The 17,860-nt window shown below is 40.3% G+C and carries 17 protein-coding genes; 3 read left to right on the top strand and 14 right to left on the bottom strand.

The genetic code is table 11. The features are described 5' to 3' along the window. Window positions 1-102: 102 nt before the first annotated feature. Window positions 103-393, top strand: coding sequence for a hypothetical protein (locus NOM01_RS08940; RefSeq protein WP_255748147.1), 291 nt, complete (start codon window positions 103-105; stop codon window positions 391-393). 41 nt (window positions 394-434) lie between these two features. Here the strand turns inward: NOM01_RS08940 and NOM01_RS08935 are convergent, their stop codons facing one another. The 7 genes from NOM01_RS08935 to NOM01_RS08905 all read right to left on the bottom strand — a co-directional run bounded on the left by NOM01_RS08935 (window position 435) and on the right by NOM01_RS08905 (window position 9,779). Next, the gene (locus NOM01_RS08935) at window positions 435-1,715 is read right to left on the bottom strand and encodes a condensation domain-containing protein (protein ID WP_255748145.1); all 1,281 of its coding nucleotides are present in this window, start codon (window positions 1,713-1,715) and stop codon (window positions 435-437) included. 379 nt (window positions 1,716-2,094) lie between these two features. Then, window positions 2,095-2,820, bottom strand: a complete 726-nt coding sequence (locus NOM01_RS08930) for an ABC transporter ATP-binding protein (RefSeq protein ID WP_255748143.1) — start codon at window positions 2,818-2,820, stop codon at window positions 2,095-2,097. Further along, entirely contained in the window at window positions 2,813-3,589 is a 777-nt protein-coding gene (locus NOM01_RS08925) for an ABC transporter ATP-binding protein (RefSeq protein WP_255748141.1), read from the bottom strand. Before NOM01_RS08925 ends, NOM01_RS08930 begins: the two co-directional genes overlap by 8 nt. After that, on the bottom strand, window positions 3,586-4,881 hold the full coding sequence (locus tag NOM01_RS08920) for a branched-chain amino acid ABC transporter permease (protein WP_255748139.1): 1,296 nt from the start codon (window positions 4,879-4,881) through the stop codon (window positions 3,586-3,588). The genes NOM01_RS08925 and NOM01_RS08920 overlap by 4 nt, the downstream gene beginning before the upstream one ends. After that, the gene (locus NOM01_RS08915) at window positions 4,882-5,874 is read right to left on the bottom strand and encodes a branched-chain amino acid ABC transporter permease (RefSeq protein ID WP_255748137.1); all 993 of its coding nucleotides are present in this window, start codon (window positions 5,872-5,874) and stop codon (window positions 4,882-4,884) included. It abuts the gene before it with no gap. 193 nt (window positions 5,875-6,067) lie between these two features. After that, entirely contained in the window at window positions 6,068-7,249 is a 1,182-nt protein-coding gene (locus NOM01_RS08910) for a branched-chain amino acid ABC transporter substrate-binding protein (RefSeq protein ID WP_255748135.1), read from the bottom strand. 352 nt (window positions 7,250-7,601) lie between these two features. Further along, window positions 7,602-9,779 (bottom strand): methyl-accepting chemotaxis protein, encoded by a 2,178-nt coding sequence (locus NOM01_RS08905; protein WP_255748133.1) that lies wholly within the window; start codon window positions 9,777-9,779, stop codon window positions 7,602-7,604. Between the two features lie 268 nt (window positions 9,780-10,047). Here NOM01_RS08905 and metA point away from each other — a divergent pair, with 268 nt between their 5' ends. Next, window positions 10,048-10,956 (top strand): homoserine O-acetyltransferase MetA, encoded by a 909-nt coding sequence (gene metA, locus NOM01_RS08900; protein ID WP_255748132.1) that lies wholly within the window; start codon window positions 10,048-10,050, stop codon window positions 10,954-10,956. A gap of 203 nt (window positions 10,957-11,159) precedes the next feature. Here the strand turns inward: metA and plsX are convergent, their stop codons facing one another. The 6 genes from plsX to NOM01_RS08870 all read right to left on the bottom strand — a co-directional run bounded on the left by plsX (window position 11,160) and on the right by NOM01_RS08870 (window position 16,195). Continuing rightward, window positions 11,160-12,173 carry a phosphate acyltransferase PlsX gene (gene plsX, locus NOM01_RS08895; protein WP_255748198.1) on the bottom strand — a complete coding sequence of 338 codons (1,014 nt, stop codon included), beginning with the start codon at window positions 12,171-12,173 and terminating at the stop codon, window positions 11,160-11,162. A 144-nt stretch (window positions 12,174-12,317) separates the two neighbouring features. After that, window positions 12,318-13,100: a hypothetical protein gene (locus NOM01_RS08890; RefSeq protein ID WP_255748130.1), complete on the bottom strand. Its 783-nt coding sequence runs from the start codon at window positions 13,098-13,100 to the stop codon at window positions 12,318-12,320. Beyond that, entirely contained in the window at window positions 13,097-13,519 is a 423-nt protein-coding gene (locus NOM01_RS08885) for a permease prefix domain 1-containing protein (protein ID WP_255748129.1), read from the bottom strand. The genes NOM01_RS08890 and NOM01_RS08885 overlap by 4 nt, the downstream gene beginning before the upstream one ends. After that, window positions 13,519-13,818 carry a PadR family transcriptional regulator gene (locus tag NOM01_RS08880; RefSeq protein ID WP_255748127.1) on the bottom strand — a complete coding sequence of 100 codons (300 nt, stop codon included), beginning with the start codon at window positions 13,816-13,818 and terminating at the stop codon, window positions 13,519-13,521. The genes NOM01_RS08885 and NOM01_RS08880 overlap by 1 nt, the downstream gene beginning before the upstream one ends. Window positions 13,819-14,058: 240 nt before the next feature. After that, on the bottom strand, window positions 14,059-15,303 hold the full coding sequence (locus NOM01_RS08875; protein WP_255748126.1) for an ABC transporter permease: 1,245 nt from the start codon (window positions 15,301-15,303) through the stop codon (window positions 14,059-14,061). After that, window positions 15,296-16,195 carry an ABC transporter ATP-binding protein gene (locus tag NOM01_RS08870; RefSeq protein WP_255748124.1) on the bottom strand — a complete coding sequence of 300 codons (900 nt, stop codon included), beginning with the start codon at window positions 16,193-16,195 and terminating at the stop codon, window positions 15,296-15,298. The genes NOM01_RS08875 and NOM01_RS08870 overlap by 8 nt, the downstream gene beginning before the upstream one ends. Window positions 16,196-16,349: 154 nt before the next feature. Here NOM01_RS08870 and NOM01_RS08865 point away from each other — a divergent pair, with 154 nt between their 5' ends. Continuing rightward, window positions 16,350-16,763 carry a DUF2871 domain-containing protein gene (locus tag NOM01_RS08865; RefSeq protein ID WP_255748122.1) on the top strand — a complete coding sequence of 138 codons (414 nt, stop codon included), beginning with the start codon at window positions 16,350-16,352 and terminating at the stop codon, window positions 16,761-16,763. 117 nt (window positions 16,764-16,880) lie between these two features. Here NOM01_RS08865 and NOM01_RS08860 read toward each other — a convergent pair whose 3' ends face one another. Then, the gene (locus NOM01_RS08860; RefSeq protein ID WP_255748196.1) at window positions 16,881-17,792 is read right to left on the bottom strand and encodes a branched-chain amino acid transaminase; all 912 of its coding nucleotides are present in this window, start codon (window positions 17,790-17,792) and stop codon (window positions 16,881-16,883) included. Window positions 17,793-17,860 lie beyond the last annotated feature (68 nt).

Genomic DNA, 17,860 nt, shown 5'->3' with positions numbered 1-17,860 from the left:
ATCACCTTAGATTCAACAAAAAATAGGGTCAGTAGTCACTTTTCTATAGTGTATAAGTGACTATACTTAGTTTTAAACTATATGATCCGGGAGTGAATTCTGATGCAGGTGCCTCAGGTTCGGACAGTTATTACGACAGGGCAGTCAATGAAAAACACATTTAATCAGCTCTCTGCCTTAGAGCAAGAAAAAAGAGCGCTGCAATACCATGCTGACCAGATCCATTTTCAATCTAATTCCAGTGGGACTAAAGATAACCTGACGAAAATTGAAACCAGCATTACCGGGTTGGATCGACAAATTCAACAAGTACGGAACGAACAGATGACCTCTTCTTCAGATCAAATAACCATAAGTCGAGAAGCCTACCAGCTCTATAAACAAATAGTCTAAGAAACAAAAAGGAAACCAAGATGCGGTTTCCTTTTTGTTTCTTACTGGTGCGGCAAGAATTCGATCATTCGATTAACAAATCTTTCAAGAAATGTTCTGTCCTGATCTGTTCCATGAAAATTTGTACAAAAAGTCATTTTTTTTCTAAATGTGGTCACCGCAATTTGAAAATAAGGGGCGTATTTAATCGAACCGGATATAAAAACATCACGTATGACAAGACCAGCAAAAGCCAACTTGTTTTCATCAATGATACCTATATTTGTCATGCCATTAACAGGAATGCTATAAATGCTTGGAAAAATTCGTTTTGCTTCTGAAAGTGAATGTGTTTGATAGGCTTCTTCCAAGTCCCAGTAGACACGAAGCGGCTCAAGACTGCTTTTCTCTGCATCCATAGCTTTCTTTACGCTAAGCAGCGCCTCTTCAAAGGTCGTTCCAACATGACTTGGAACGACACATGTAATATTCGAGGTTAAATTGCAAAAGCCTGGATGCGTTTCTGGCGGTAAATAGGCGCGCAAATTAACCGGACAATCCAAAACAATAGGATCAGCCCGTACAACATCGGATAACGCACAGACATAAGCTGCAAACAATGCGTCATTAATGGTTGCTCCCTTGCTTTTTGCATCATTCTTTATAGAGTCAAAACGTGCTGCATTCGTCTCATGAGTAATAATAAACGGTTGATTTTCATCACCGCTAAGTGGAAGATGATCTTTTTCACTTTGCACATAATTTGTTAACTGTGCGTTCTTGATTTGATCTAATTGCTGATCATTCATCGTGTCAAAAATTTGATAAATACTGCGTGCTGTTGGATCAGGAAGATACGGATCGTCCAATAACGATTCGCCACTTGCAATACGCGAATAACAGGAACTCAACAAATATAAATACTCTTTGAATCCTCCACCATCGCAAATCATATGATTCAAGACAATCGCAAGCGAATCCTTTTTATTTTTTCTAATTACAGAAATTCGCAACTGCGGACCTTTTTTTTCATTCAGTTTCACCGTTAAATTTTTTTGAATTGCCGATTCCCGATCATCAGTTTCTTCAACATGCACCATAGTCTGTGCTTTCCAACCTGTTTCTTCCCAATACGCCTTATCATTCTGTTCAACATAGCGACATGAAAGAAGGGGCAATGATGACAAAGTCGCCTGAATTGCTTGAATCAGAACATTTTCATCAATCATTCCATCAAAATGAATAACGGCATGTAAATAGTGATCGTTCTTCTTCTTTTCTCCCGAAACAAAGTGCTTTATATCTGCACTTTCAGCCGAGTATGTTTTTTGTTGCACGGCCATTCATGATCACCCTTTCTTTTACTTCACTTTTCTATAAGCCCTTCGCTCCGCGTAAGTACTGCAAGCAGGACAAATATTTATTTGATTGCCATGATCATCTACATATTTTCTCATTCCCGGAACATGCTGATGGCAGAGTGCACATTTATTACTAGACAACAGTCTCTTCAAGGAATGGAACAACGTTCTTCGCAGCCCATTCATGAATGAATGCCCCCTTTAAATCAATAGATGATATTTATTATTATACGTGTTGCAAGAACGACTGATCAAATATTAGACACTGGTTTAATTATAGAAACAGATATAAAGACAGCTGGATTAACAAAAAGTTAATCCAGCTGTCTAAAGTTAAATAGATGTGAAAACATAAATCCGTTCAAGCAAGATAGGCTTCTCGAACCTGTTCGTTTTTCATCAATTCGTCCCCTTCGCCATGAAGCACAATTTGCCCGGTTTGGATAACGTAACCTCTATCGGCAATTTGCAATGCTTGGTACGCATTTTGTTCAACAAGCAGGATGGTCATTCCTTCTTTATTCATTTCTTGGATAATATCGAAAATTTGTTCAACTATGATTGGTGCAAGCCCCATTGACGGTTCGTCAAGCATTAACAACTTTGGCTTCATCATCAGTGCACGCCCGATCGCAAGCATCTGCTGCTCGCCGCCACTCATTGTTCCGCCTTTTTGGTTTAATCGTTCTTTTAATCGCGGAAAATAAGTAAAAACACGTTCCATTCGTTCAGTAATCACGCTTTTATCTTTAACAGAAAATGCACCGATTTGCAGATTTTCCCGCACGGAAAGTCGTGGGAAAATACGACGTCCCTCAGGAACCTGAGCAATGCCAAGCAATGCGGTTTGATGCGCTTGATATTTCGTTATTTCCTTGCCGTCAAAAATAATTGAACCGCTCTTAGGACGGACTTGCCCGCTAATGGATTTCAATGTTGTTGATTTCCCAGCACCATTGCTCCCGATCAAGGTCACTATTTCTCCTTTATCTATAAACAAGTCAATGCCGTTAAGTGCTTGAATTTGACTGTAAAAACTATCAATTTTTTTTACTTCAAGAAAATGATTTGAAAGTGTTTCAGCCATTTGCGATCGCCCCCTTGCCGAGGTATGCTTCAATAACTCTCTTGTTGTTTCTGATCTCGTCGGGTTTCCCAGAGGCAATGAGTTCACCATGGTCCAGCACATAAATAAAGTCGGATATTTTCATAACCAGCTTCATGTCGTGTTCAATAAGGATAATCGTTACATCAAGCTTGGACCGTAAATCGTAGATCAAATTTGTCAAACGTTCGGTTTCTTTAGGATTCATTCCTGCTGCCGGTTCATCCAAAAGCAGTACTTTCGGTTTTGCAGCCATAGCACGCCCGATCTCCAATCGACGCTGTGCACCGTATGCGAGATTACCGGCGTTTTCATTAACATAATCCTCTAACCCAACATATTTCAAGATATCATAGGCTTCAACTTTTGCCTTCTCTTCCATCTTCCGAATATGTGGTAATTGAAGCAGCGTGCCTACCCAATGAGCTTTAAGATTTTGATGCATCCCCACCATCACATTTTCCAGAACCGTCATATCATTAAATAAGCGGATGTTCTGAAAGGTTCGTGTAATTCCATAGTGTGATACCTGGTGAGGCTTCAGACCAACCAGTGATTTCCCATTGAGCAGAATATCGCCTGCTGTCGGTTTATAAACAGCGGTAATCATGTTGAAGAAAGTCGTTTTGCCGGCACCGTTTGGCCCGATAACAGCAGTAATTGAATTTTTTTCAACATTCATATTAATATTAGAGGTTGCCGTCAAACCCCCGAATTGTTTGGTAAGATTTTTCACTTCCAAAATATTCACGATTCGGTACCTCCTGATGTTGCTTTTTCACGAGCTAATGCCGCTTTTTCGGATTCTTTTTTCAGTAGTTCAACGTCTACCTTCCTATTTTTGTGCGGTATCAACCCCTGTGTACGATATAAGGCGAAGATGATGAGCAAAAGGCCAAAAATAAGCAGCTGCATTTTCTCGGGTGAAAGTGCCGGCGGAATCGAAATGCCGTAATCCGTACTCATTGATGATAACCAGTTCGAAATGTTCGTCAGCACTTGAGTTCTTAGGATAATAACAACCGCTGCACCTAGAATGACGCCTGGAACACTTCCCATGCCTCCGAGAATAACCATAACCAGAACCATTGTTGATTCCAGATATGTAAAGCTGGTTGCATCGACAAACATTTGCTTTGCTGCAAAGACAACACCCATCATACCTGAGAAGGAAGCGCCAATTGCAAAAGCAGCAAGTTTTGTTTTCACAAGCGGAATACCCATCGCTTGGGCAGCAATTTCATTGTCACGAACTGCCTTCCATGATCTGCCCAGCTTTGAATTTTCTAACTTGCGGACTACATAGATGACCACCAGAAAAATACCGAAGGCAATATAGTAAAACTGACTGGAGCTCCCGATACTTATTCCAAAGAAGTTTGGTGGAGTAATCGAAGCAATACCCATCGAACCGTTTGTAATATTGATCGGGTGATCCATATTGTTAAGCAAGATTCTAATAATTTCCCCGAAGCCTAGCGTAACAATAGCAAGATAGTCACCGCGAACACGCAATACCGGTATACCAAGGAGAATACCGAAAATTGCTGCAACGCACGCCCCTACAATAATAAAGATCCAAAATGTGCCCCCGGGAAGCGGGTAGTGACCAAAAGGCATAAACTTTGATGCCTGACCGCTGGCAAATATTGCATAGGAATATGCACCGACTGCAAAAAAGGCAATGAACCCAAGATCAAGCAATCCGGCAAAACCGACTACGATGTTTAGTCCTAATGCCATCGCACAATAAATACCAACGAGTGTACCAACTTCCATGTATGTTTGGTAGGAATCACTGTGACTTGCAATAAAAGGAACAATAGCCGCCAGAATGACAATTCCTGTGACCCATTTGGCTCTAAGATTGAAATTAAGGTAATACAAAATCAAAATCGAGAAAAGCAACAGCAAGAACGCGATCGTTGAATCAGGAAGAAGGAAAAGCCCTGCTCCTGTTAGGAAGACGTACGCAATGAACAAGATGATCTGATTCTTTTTGCTTTGCGTTAATTTTTCAAACAATGCACTCACACTTGTCACCTACACTTTCTCTACGACGGCTTTGCCAAACAAGCCTTCTGGTTTAAAGATAAGTACCAGAATCAATATGATGAAAGCAAACACGTCTTTGTATTCGGCGCCCATTGCACCATGAGTAATAATTGAAAGATTAGCCGCTGCAAACATTTCAAGCAGTCCAAGCATAACACCACCAAACATTGCACCGCGGATATTTCCAATTCCTCCAAGGACAGCAGCCGTAAATGCCTTTATTCCCAAAATGAAACCGATATAAGGATCAATGGTTCCATATTGAATCATAAACAATACACCGGTTGCACCACCGAGAGCAGACCCTATAAAGAATGTGACCGAGATAACACGGTTAACGTTGATTGTCATCAATGAAGCAGTATCACGATCTTGGGCAACGGCACGCATTGCCATGCCCCATTTCGTTTTGTTTACAAACAAATCAAGTGAAACCAGCATAACGATTGTTACAATCAGAACAACCAAGAATGAGCCCTGAAATGTCGCATTATTAAAATAAGGAATCACATGATGGATATCAATATTGAACTTATGATTAAACATTGACGGAGCCGTAACAATATAGTTTCCAGTTTTGAGTTCCGCGATAAACCGAACCGCATCCTCAAGTACAAACGAGATGCCAATGGATGTAATCAGCGCGATCAGTTTCGGCGCGTTTTTCCGTCGTAAAGGTCGATACGCAACACGCTCGATACCAACGCCGAGCAATCCTGTTGCGATCGCCGCGATAACAATCACAATTAAGAAAACGATTAGAGCAGGCATTGCCGATAAAAAACCTAACCCCATCATAATAAAGAGCACAACTGCTCCCATAAAAGCACCTGTCATGAATACGTCGCCATGAGCGAAGTTAATCAATTCCAGAATCCCGTAAACCATTGTATAGCCTATTGCGACGACTGCATAGACAACGCCTAGCGTCAGACCATCAATGAGTACTTGGGGCAAGTTCTGAAGAATATGTGCGAGCATTATCTCACCACTTTCCTTACGAGTTGTTAATATGGATGTATTTGTAAAGTGCAGATCATTTTCCGACTTGTACTATGTGATATCTTTCTAAAAAAATCCTAAAAGGGTATAGCCTTAGTGCTCCATACCCTTTTAGTCCACATCAGTTATTCATAAATGTCATTAAGACACTCAAATCTTTGAGAGCAGGCTATTATTGGCTGATTTCAGCTTTTTGTACCGGCGGGTATTTCGCTTGTTCAAAGTTGTAGATGTAAACTTTAGCGAATTTGTTGTCGCCTTTATTATCAAAGCTTACTTTCGTTGTTACACCGTCATAGTCTTGGACTGCACGGATCGCTTTCATAACTTGTTCACGAGATGGCTTTTTGCCGTCATTGTCGTTAATCGCGTTCATAAGTCCTTTAAGAATAACGCCGGCAGCATCATAGCCGTATGCTGAATAAGATTCAACATTCTTGCCGAACTTTTCTTTATATTTCTTGGCAAATGCCTGACCTTTTTCCGTTTTTGAAACATCTCCGGCAACAGAAGTCAGGTATACACCTTTAACTGCGTCTCCAGCGATTTGTACGGTTGATGAGGAGTCAAGACCATCACCGCCCATGATCGGTCCGGTAAATCCTTTTTGACGTGCTTGTTTGATGATCAAGCCGCCTTCAGCATAAACACCGCCAAAATAGATAAGGTCAGGTTTCTTTGTCATTGCCTGGCTGATAACACCATTGAAGTCTTTTTCACCTACAGTAATACCTTCGTAACCGACAATATCAGCACCAAGTTTCTTTGCTTGATCTCTGAATTGTTCTGCAAGACCAGAACCGTAAGCAGTTTTATCTTGGATGATAAAAATTTTCTTAGCTTTCAAAGTCTTAACTGCATAGTTCGCACCGGCTGGGCCTTGGAAGTCGTCACGCGCACAGATACGGTTAACAGTTTTTAGTCCACGGTCTGTGACAACCGTTGCTGTTGTAGCCGGAGAAACCATAGCCAGGTTATTCTTTTCATAAACTTCCGAAGAAGGAATCGCAACGCCTGAGTTTAAGTGACCGACAAGAGCGAGTACGTTCTTGTCAGAAGCAAGAATTTGGGCATTGGCAACACCTTTTTTAGGATCGCCCTGATCATCCAAATCCTTCAGCTTAATCGTAAAACCCTTCTTAGCAAATGCTGCTTGTTGGTCATCAATTGCTAATTCAGCACCGAGACGAATCGCATCGCCAAGTGTCGCACTACCGCCTGAAAGCGGTGATTGACTTCCGATTTCAATTACAGTCTTACCATTAGAACCACCTGATTTTGAAGAGCAACCGCCAATAACTCCTAATAATAATACTACTGCAGCCAATAATGGGATAATTTTTCTAAAATTCATTTTAACCCTCCTTTTTATAAAAACGGAACAACTCTAAAAACTCAGATAGTTTTATGTAGGACTCACCCCCGCAATTTATTTCTACTGTTTCTCTCTTTTTTAATGCGGCTCTTTAAAAACATAATAATTTATTATAAGACTATAGTCATTATCTATGTCATAATATCTGACAATGTATTTGAATAATCTCTTTTTTCTTGCATTTCAAAAAGCTGATTGTACCGATACGTTAACCGCTTTCTTTTAAGGCTGCTAGTAACTTAAAAATATTTGATTAAAAAGTACCATTTTTTCGATAAATGCAATAAATAAAATAAACCAATCAAAAAATGACTGGTTTATTAAAAAAAGCTTATACAGTTTTGAATGAGGTTACCATTTCTTGCAGCTGATTCGATGTATAATCCAAATTATCTGTGATTTGATTCAAGCGACTAATCTCTTCATTTACAGAGCGCAGCTTGTCAATTGATGCCTCGCTGCTTGATGCATCTTGTGCGGTTTTCATTTTAATCTCGTCTGCAGAGCGATTTATTGACTGAACGATTCCATCCAGATCCCTGCTCTCTTTTGTTGTTATTTCCAGCAATTGATCCGTTTTTTTAGAAATGTCGCCAACATTATTTGTAATATTATTAAAAGTTTCGATGGTCGATTTTATTTGCGCTGTCGATTGATTTACTTTATCGTTCGTATTCCTTATATCAATTAGGGTTCGTTTTGTTTCATCTTGAATGTTACGTACGAGATTGCCAACCGATTGTGTCGCTTCTTCAGTTTGTTCGGCCAGTTTTGACACTTCTTTAGCGACAACTGCAAATCCCTTTCCGGCTTCACCGGCACGAGCGGCCTCGATTGCAGCGTTCAGCGCAAGGAGCTGAGTCTGTTCACTAATGTCTTTAATTACGATTACTGCTTTGGTAATCATTTCAGAGTGCGTATGTAATTGATCAATGCGCTTCATTGTTCCGCTCATTTCGTGTTCGAGATCATTTACCAATTCAAGTGCATACGTTGATGCCTTATTTGCTCTGATCGTGTGCTCCTTTGTATCATCGGTATTCGCGCTTACTACATGGATCAGCGATCCCATTTCTTGTATGGAAGCAGAAAGACCGTTAAAATGATCCCGCGCGTTCTGGAACACATTATTTTGCATCTTTGCAGTTGTAATCAGCTCATCTACAGTACTGCCTACAAGATCCATTCCTCCGGCAATACTTTTTGTCATCTTGGAGACTGTTGTCACGACATTTTTCGATGAATTTGCTGATATACCGACACGCTTAATCATCATCATTTGGCTATTGATAAATTTATTGAACCAGCGAGATAATTCGCCAATTTCATCATAAGAATTTTTATCCAGCCTTTTCGTTAAATCGCCTTCTCCTTCAGCAATTTCATGAAGAATGTTTACTGTTTTTTTAATTGGAGAGGTCACCATACGCCTCGTTGAAAGAAGAACCGACAAAATAAGTGCAATCCAAGTGGCTAGCGTACACCAGATTCCGATTTGGAATGAAAGATAAAAACCGATACCATTTAATGCTAGAGCAAGTGCGCTTCCGACTGAAAAATAAAGCGGTATTCTGAAATTTAAACTTTTAAAATCATAAATTTCCGAAATATCCCCTTCGCACATCATCCCCCAGATCTCATTAGAGTGCGGCGGTCGTATCAACGTTCCTTTCCCTCCAACCATGATATGCCGATAATCCGGATATCCCGGCCATGTATCTAAATTATTTCCATTTTCAATTGTATTTTTAACACCAGGATGCAGTTCTTTGGTTTTAGGATCTGTAAAGCGAATCTCGAATTCGGTATGTTTCTCTATTTGAACTTTACCCCATTTTGCTGTGCGAACGCCGTCCTTCAAATTATCGCCAAGCGTAAACGTATCATCTTCAAATCGACTGCGTGAAATCGCTGTTCCCGGGAGTATATCCCGATCGGTTTTCACCATAAAAAGATAGTTGTCTCCAGAATCTTTATAAACATGAGTATCCTCATCTTGAATAACATTGCTCATTCGGTCATTCAAAACGCGTCCCATAAATACCCTTGGGACACCTTTGCCATTAGCAACTGGCAAAGAAAACATTAAGGTCACTTCGTCCGCGAAATGATAATCACTTAAGTCAATATCCAATGTACGTGCGTCCGAATAGGGTCCGTACATAAGTTTTTGATGATCCATCGCTTGTATGTAATTCGGAAGTTCAGCCAATTGCATTCCAATATGCTTGTCGCAGGTTGTTACGATAACCTTTCCGTTCTCATCAAGGAGCATAAATTCAATAAAGTCATTGCTTTGCGCTATTTGTTTTTTCATTATGTCGATAACTTTCTTGCCACGTTCATCATAACTGTAAGCAATTTGATTAGCATTTTCCAATTCAACCCAGCGGTCACGAAACCAGTCGTCCAACGCTTTTTTTCGTCCTCTGGATATTCCTTCAAACACTTTTTCGGATTCGTTACCAATCTCTCTATTTAACGCATGCATCAGACGCAATTGCAGCATTAAAGACCCTCCCCTGACGAGTATAATATCTTTTTTTCTATCATTTATGATAATATAATAAAATTGAAACTTTACTCTAACTTCATGCGAAGCTTAAATTCTGTATCATTCACCCGCTTCCACAATTTCTGTGCCAAATGGACTATATCTTTATTCTCGACATTCTTCGTCATTTTCTTTAGCACAGATTTTCTCAAACAAACTAGAAGCATTATTTAAAAAAGATTATAATAATAATGCCAAGTATACCATGAGGAGAACTGATGTTATGCCAATAAAAATACCTAAATTGCTTCCTGCGAGGGAGGTTTTGGAAAATGAAAACATCTTCGTCATGGATGAAGATCGAGCAACCACTCAGGACATCCGTCCGCTTAATATATTAATTTTGAATTTAATGCCGGAAAAGGAAATGGAAGAAACTCAGCTGCTTCGCCATCTTGGCAATACGCCGCTTCAAGTTAATATCTCTTTCATGAAAACGGCTTCTCATCAATCAAAAAATACAAGTCATCTTCACCTTGATCAGTTTTACACTGTTTTTGATGAAGTAAGAGAAAAAAAATTCGACGGTATGATCATTACCGGTGCACCTGTAGAACGGCTGCCTTTTACTGAAGTGGATTATTGGGCAGAACTGAAAGAAATTATGCATTGGTCGAAGAGTCACGTCACCTCAACCCTGCATATTTGTTGGGGAGCTCAAGCTGCCTTGTACTATCATTTTGGCATTAATAAAGTGCCATATCTTGAAAAGTTGTCAGGCGTATTCAGCCATTCTCTTTGTGATCCTAAGGAAAAATTGCTGCGTGGATTTGATGATGTTTTTTTTGCACCTCATTCGCGCTACACAGATGTTGATCGCTTAGCACTCGCGAAACATCCGGAAATTCATGTACTTGCACGTTCCGAAGAAGCAGGGCCGTTCATAATGATGGCAAACAAAGGAAAACAGATCATGATCACAGGTCATCTGGAATATGATACGGGAACACTTGCAAAAGAATATCATCGTGATTTAAATAAAAACATGACACCAAATTTGCCAAAGCACTACTTTCCAAATGATAATTCTGAAAAACAACCGATAAATAATTGGCGGTCTCATGCGCATCTTTTATTTTCAAACTGGCTGAACTATTACGTCTACCAAGAAACGCCTTATCAGTGGGATTAGTAACATTAGAAAACTTGACTTCGTCAAGCCTCTGACGAAGACGAAAACTTAGTTGCGACGGTTATGAATGACCAAGTATCCGCGTCGCCAAAGGATATGGCGTTATCCCGGATCATTTATACTATTTTCCTTAAAAATTTGTATACTTACTTATAGTACAAAAAAGCTCGGGCATATGCCCGAGCTTTTTTTGTTTCCTTATATTATGCTTTGCTGTTCATCCAGTCATATTGTTTGTCATGAAAAGTGTGTTCGATTGTACCGACAACATCTTCTTTAATCAAAAGCTGTGCCTGCTTAATCGCAGTATAGACAGCTTCGCTCTTTGCCGCACCATGCACTTTAATGATTGGAGCTGCTAAGCCAAAGAGCAAAGCGCCACCGTATGCTGATGTATCCATGTGCTGCTTTACCGATTTTAATTTACCATACATAAGACCGGTGAGTACTTTGGTATATAAGGAACCGCCTAGTGTTTCCTTAAGCAGTTTCATCAATGACATTGCCGTTCCCTCAATGCTTTTGAGTACCATATTACCGGAAAATCCATCGGCAACAATTACATCCGCCGGACCTTCAAGCAATTCACGGGATTCAACGTTGCCAACAAAGTTTATCGGTGCATTGCTCAATAATTTGTACGCTTCTTTGACTAATTCGTTGCCCTTGCCCGGTTCTTCGCCTATATTCAGCAAACCAATTCTCGGATTGGGCCGATGCATTACTTTCTCAGCGTAGATTGCACCCATAATTGCATACTGCAACATGTTTTCAGGCTTTGTCTCCGCATTGGCACCCACATCGAGGAACAAAAACCCTTTATTTTGATGAATGGTGGGTAAAGTCGGTGCAAGTGCAGGACGATCGATTCCTTTAATGCGGCCGACACCAAATAAACCGGAAGCCATCAAAGCACCGGTATTTCCGGCAGAAATCGCTGCATCGCATCGTTTTTCCCGAACCTCTTGAACAGCCAGTACCATCGACGCTTGTTTTTTTCGCCGAACGGCTTGAACGGGTGCATCCGTACCTTCAATTTTCTCTGTAGTGTGAAGAATCTCAATGCGATCCTGTTTGCCTACCAAATTAACCAGTTTATCCTGATCGCCTACAAGTGTGATCTGCAGTTCAGGGAATTCATTTAGTGCCTTTAACGTCCCTTCAACGATTGCTTCCGGTGCATGATCTCCACCCATAGCATCAATTGCCAACTTCATCATTTATTCTCTCCTTTATAAAAAAAACTTTCCAAGCCAAGCCGTACATGAAAGTTTCTCAATTCATCCATATCGTTGTTTGATTCTCGATTCACTGTATCACTTAATACGTATTCTGTCCAAACTATGTTTCAAAAAAAGTGTTTATGTTTCAATCTGTTTTCCTTTTGCCGGACATTTCACGAAATAATATACAGAAAGCGGCCACCAGAAAATAACAAATGCGGGATAAACAGCCCATAATTGATTTGGAGATAGAAGTGTGTTGATGGCTGAAAAATAAATGATAGTCATTGATGCGCCGAGAACAGCATATTGAAAAGGCTTTTTGGCTAAAAAGACACTGAGTGGCCACCAAAGGACAGCAAAAATTGGATGAATAGCCCAAAAAATTTCGGGTGTTGTGATCAGATTCAATGTGAAAAAAAATAAAAAAATCCAACCTGCACCAAGGACACTGAATATGCGCACTTTTTTCCCAAAAGTCATGCTCATTGGCCACCAGACAAGCCCAAAAATTATAAAAATACTCCAAAAAAAACTTGGTTCAAAGAATAGGTTAAGCATCACATAAAAAATAATGACAGAAAAACTGATGATATAAGATGCGGTCCTTGTCCAAGCTGTCCGACCTAAGCTAACAAGTATGGGAAACGCCACAGACAGCGGAATGATAAAGATATACCAGAGATATTGTGGTGTCTCAATTAAATTCTGGATCGTGCAAGCAGCCAAGAACAATAGGGAAACAATAAACGCTCCAATTTTTTTATTTTCAATGAACAGCCAGATTAGCGGGCAAAACAGTGATGCCAATGGATAGATCGCCCAGAAATGTCCCACATCTGTGAAGATATTGACCAAAAGTAAAAATACACCAGTCATAATGCAACCAGAGGCAACGAATCCTTGCAAATCTTTCCTCATGGTCTGTTCTCCAGTTTCTTGCGATGAAGATGATAAAACATCGCCAGCGGCCACCAGGCAATGCCAAACGAAGGGTAAATGAACCAGATAATATGCGGTGTATAGTAAAAATTTACAAAAACAACCAATGCAATGATAAGAAAGCTTCCCCATAAGGAAAAACCAAAATTTAGGCGTGCTAATTCTTGTTTACGATTTTGTGGAGTTTGTGGCAAATCCATTTCACGTTTAATTTCTTCAATATCACCAAATTCGACCATTACTTTATTGATAGCATCTTCCTCGGTTTTGCCTTCCTCAATTAAATCCGACACTTTTTCTTCCAAGTCGCGGAGAATTTCTTCTTTAACTTTTTCTGTTTCTACTCCTTCCGGCATGTCTTCAAATAATTTATTCGTGTATGCAGTCAAGCGTTTCATCAATCAATCTCCTCCATAAATAAATTAACAATTTCTTTAACCTCGCGCCATTCATCAACCATTTCACGAAAATATGCCTTTCCCAATGTTGTAATGCGATAATACTTTCGTTTTCCTCCATGAGATCGTTCTCCATAATAGGACTCAATCAACTGTTTTTTTTCGAGTCTTTGGAAGATGGCATAAAGCGTGGCTTCCTTAATTTCAAATCTTCCATCTGTTTTCTTACTAATTTTCTTGGATAATTCGTAACCATATGAATCCTCATCCTTGAGCAACCGAAGGATAATTGAATCCAAATGTCCTCTTAGAATATCGCTTCGAATAGTATCACCTCATCTCAGTCTGAATTACTCCATCTGATAAAGTAATAATAGCGCCAACTACTCTATCTGTCAAAGTAATTTTCCGCTTAAAAACTGACATGAACCATTGACTTAATGGTATTGAACCACTTTCGGTAAATGTGTTTGCTATTCTCAAAGAAAAAAGACCGAAAGCATACTCCTTCCGATCTGCCTTCAGTCTCTTTGTGCTGTTTATTTGGAAAGCTGAATTGCCTGTTTGATTTTCTTGATGAACGAACCGTTTGTGTACGTGAGCACTGACCCACGATAGAAACGCAAACTGAAAATAAAGAGTCCGACAATGGTTAAACCAAGAAGCACCAATGAAAGGAAACCTTGCCATAAGCTCATGTCTGTTGCACCAATACGCATGGGCATAATCATTGATGCGGTAAAAGGAATAAAAGAGAAAATTTTGATCAGCAAAGTATCCGGATTGCTCATTCCGCTGATCGCAATAAAGAATCCGACCATGAGCACCATCGTTACCGGCATAACCGCTTGACCTACATCCTGTACTTTGTTAACGAGTGATCCGAGCACAGCTCCTAACAGCGTGTAAAGAACGCACGCAAAGAAAAAGAAGAGAATAGCGAAAACAGTATAGCCTGCGGTGAGCGATGAAAATAAATCACTAATCAGGTGCCAGTACTTTCCGGATTGAAGGACGCGGGCCATGATTAAAGCTGCTCCGATTAGAACAGTGAATTGAGTCATTGCAAGGGCTAATACCCCGCAGACTCGAGAGAGCAAATGCACAATAGGCGACGTACTGGAAATAATGATTTCCATAATCCTTGAATCTTTTTCGGCAGCAATTTCAGATGAAATAATCGACAGATAGGAGAGAACAAATAAATAGATAATCAACGCGACTGCATACGAAACAATGGTAGCAGTCGTTTTTTGCTGGCTGCTCTTCCCCTTATCCGCGGTAGGAGAAATCACTTTTTGATTCAGGTTTGTTTTTTGATCGATGATCCGCTGTGCCTGATCCGCAGTCAATTTAAGTTGTTGAATGGTAAGCAGCTGACCTGCAGACCGTACCTGTTCCTCAAGTATTTGCTGGGTATTTAATTCGAAAGGTTTCTTTGTTCGAAGCTGAGCATCTAATTGGCTCCCTGATTTTAACGATAAAATAAGCAGTGCATCTACTTTGCCCGTCACTACTCGATGTTCTTCTTGCTTTACACTTTGCTTTGCCGGTTTAAAGATGATTTTTTTATTGTTCTTAAAATAGGAAATTGCGCTGCCCTTTGTCTGATCAGCGACTGTAATTGTCACTGGTTTTTCGTTTGAAGAAAACCACCCGCTAATTGTCGGCCACATAAAAAAGGCAGTGATCCCTAAGAGCATAATTAGTGTCGTGATGTAAAAGGACTTGGTTTTCAATTTACTAATGTATGATTGTTCAAACAGCAGCAGAAATTTAGACAAGTGTGCTCGCCACCTTTCGTTTGAAGAGCTCTTCAAGTGACAAATAGTCTAAACTGAACCGCTCGATGAACCCATCTGTGGTTAGCATCTGAAAGATCGGCTGTGCGTCGTTTTCGTGGGATAAAAGCAACCGATACATGTCTTTGTCTTTCGCAACGGAAACGACTCCTGGAATTTTAGAAAGCTCCATCTCATCAAACGGTCCACGAATGGTTAAATTAATTTTGCCAAACTGTTTCTTTAAATCAATTATTGCTCCTGTGAACAAGGATTTTCCTCTTTTCAGCAGGCAGATGTGATCGCATAGCTCTTCCACATGATCCATCCTATGGCTGGAAAATATGATCACGGTTCCCTGCTTCTTGAGCGAAACAATAGCATCCTTAAGCAAACCGGCGTTAACCGGATCAAGTCCGCTAAAAGGTTCATCTAGAATAAGTAACCGCGGTTTGTGAATCAAACTCGCAATCAATTGCACCTTTTGTTGATTACCCTTGGAAAGTGTTTCTGTCAGTACCTTTCTTTTGTCAGACAAATAGAAACGTTCCAGCCAATCATCAATCTCCGCTTTCAATGCAGCCTTTGAGCATCCGCGCAACCGACCAAAAAACATGAGCTGATCTTCGACCGGCATTTTAGGATACAAACCGCGTTCTTCCGGAAGATAGCCAATCATATCACGATTCAATGTGTGAACCGATGCATCAGCCCACTTGATCGTTCCAGAAGAAGGAGCTAGTAAATTCAAAATCATGCGGAATGTCGTTGTCTTCCCCGCACCGTTTTGACCAATCAAGCCAAATATTTCACCTTGCTCTGCGACAAAATTAAGATTATCAACAGCATGAAAATCTTGAAATCGTTTCGTCAAGTGTTCAATGGTTAAAGTCATCGTTTCCCTCGCTTTTCTCGATAGTTTTCCGATTCCTCACTTGCTTCCCGATGTAATTGTAACAAGAGCAGTACAAGCAGCGCAAATCTCTATCCATTTCTCTTGATCACGATATAATAATAGAGAATGATACATAAGACGGGAGATTCTGTTCATGAAAAAATTATACAATGCAGCACTTATTTACATGATCATGGGACTTGTTTCAGGTATTTACTATCGTGAACTGACGAAAGCCCTTCATTTTCAAGGGGACTCTATGCTTTCTATTCTGCATACCCATTTGCTCATTCTCGGCATGTTTTTCTTTTTAATTCTTATTGCCTTGGATAAACAGTTTTCTATCACCCATAACAAACGGTTTTCATTGTTCTTTTGGACATACAATGTCGGCGTTGTTTGGACTATCGCTGTCATGGCTGTTCATGGAACGCAAGATGTTCTCGGTGCCCTGTCCGGCGCAGCTATCGCCGGAATGGCGGGAATGGGACATATTGTGTTGACGATCGGTCTAATCCTATTTTTCATTATCCTCAAAGATGCTCTTTTTCCCAATAAAAGATCATAAAAAAAAGAGGTAAAGATTAAGATGATAAAATCAGACTGTTCATGCCTGATTTTATCATCTCTTTCATTCCCTCTCTTTTTCGTTACTGTCTATATCTATCCGCAAGAGATGATTCGATTATTTATCGTAAACAGGTGTGCAGGATTCTGCATATTTCGGATTCTTGCCAACAGTTAAACTAAAAAACAGCTGCTTGATTTGTTTGCAGACTTCGCCTTCATGACCGGTTCCGATTGTACGGTGGTCGACTTCAACAATAGGAGTGACTTCCATTGCAGTACCGCTGAAGAATACTTCATCCGCAACATACAGCTCAGATCTTGAGATGCTGCGTTCTACCACTTCAAGTCCCAACTCTTCTTTTGCGAGTTTCATAACGAGTTCACGAGTGATGCCCTCGAGAATATTATCGGAAGTCGGTGGAGTAATCAGCTTACCTTTGCGGAACATAAAGATATTTTCGCCAGAGCCTTCACAAACATGATCGCCGTCAGTGAGAAAAATAGCTTCGTCAAAACCGGCACGTTTTGTTTCCAGTGCGGCCAGTGCTGAGTTCATATAGGCTGCAGTTGCCTTCGTACGCGGCGGAAGCTGATTGTTTGAGATTCTCTTCCAAGAAGTGACTCCGACACTCAGTTCCGCCTTGCCGGCGTATTTATTGAGCGGTTGCGTATAAATGACAACCTTTACATCTTTTACATCCAGCGTTGGTCCAATATCAAGCGCGTCATTATAAACAATCGGGCGAAGATATGTAGTGGTCCGACAGTTATTCGCTTTCAGAAGTTCAACCGTCCCTTTGATAAGATCATCAACGGACAGATCAAAATCCAGATTAACCGTCTTAGCAGATTCCTTGAGCCTTTCATAGTGTTCTTTAAGTTTGAACCCGTAAAGCTGCTGTGCATCATCATCCCAATAAGCGCGAATGCCTTCGAAGACTCCTAAGCCATAATTAAATGCTTTACTGCGGACGCTGATCTTTACATCTTCCTCTTTAACAATTTTACCTTGATAATACGCATACACTTCTGACAATGTAAACTCCTCCTTGTGTTTCTGATATTAGCAGAAATTTCAGTCGGCTGTTTGTCGGC

The sequence above is a fragment of the Sporolactobacillus sp. STSJ-5 genome, from assembly GCF_024385605.1.
GTDB lineage: Bacteria > Bacillota > Bacilli > Bacillales > Sporolactobacillaceae > Sporolactobacillus.
This window is presented reverse-complemented; position numbering and strand designations above follow the sequence as displayed.

What these genes read in the sequence shown, in the direction of transcription:
- NOM01_RS08940 (WP_255748147.1), top strand. Translation starts at nt 103, where the DNA reads ATGCAGGTGCCTCAGGTTCGGACAGTTATTACGACAGGGCAGTCAATG.
- NOM01_RS08935 (WP_255748145.1), bottom strand. Translation starts at nt 1,715, where the DNA reads ATGGCCGTGCAACAAAAAACATACTCGGCTGAAAGTGCAGATATAAAG.
- NOM01_RS08930 (WP_255748143.1), bottom strand. Translation starts at nt 2,820, where the DNA reads ATGGCTGAAACACTTTCAAATCATTTTCTTGAAGTAAAAAAAATTGAT.
- NOM01_RS08915 (WP_255748137.1), bottom strand. Translation starts at nt 5,874, where the DNA reads ATGCTCGCACATATTCTTCAGAACTTGCCCCAAGTACTCATTGATGGT.
- NOM01_RS08910 (WP_255748135.1), bottom strand. Translation starts at nt 7,249, where the DNA reads ATGAATTTTAGAAAAATTATCCCATTATTGGCTGCAGTAGTATTATTA.
- NOM01_RS08905 (WP_255748133.1), bottom strand. Translation starts at nt 9,779, where the DNA reads ATGCTGCAATTGCGTCTGATGCATGCGTTAAATAGAGAGATTGGTAAC.
- metA (WP_255748132.1), top strand. Translation starts at nt 10,048, where the DNA reads ATGCCAATAAAAATACCTAAATTGCTTCCTGCGAGGGAGGTTTTGGAA.
- plsX (WP_255748198.1), bottom strand. Translation starts at nt 12,173, where the DNA reads ATGAAGTTGGCAATTGATGCTATGGGTGGAGATCATGCACCGGAAGCA.
- NOM01_RS08890 (WP_255748130.1), bottom strand. Translation starts at nt 13,100, where the DNA reads ATGAGGAAAGATTTGCAAGGATTCGTTGCCTCTGGTTGCATTATGACT.
- NOM01_RS08885 (WP_255748129.1), bottom strand. Translation starts at nt 13,519, where the DNA reads ATGAAACGCTTGACTGCATACACGAATAAATTATTTGAAGACATGCCG.
- NOM01_RS08870 (WP_255748124.1), bottom strand. Translation starts at nt 16,195, where the DNA reads ATGACTTTAACCATTGAACACTTGACGAAACGATTTCAAGATTTTCAT.
- NOM01_RS08865 (WP_255748122.1), top strand. Translation starts at nt 16,350, where the DNA reads ATGAAAAAATTATACAATGCAGCACTTATTTACATGATCATGGGACTT.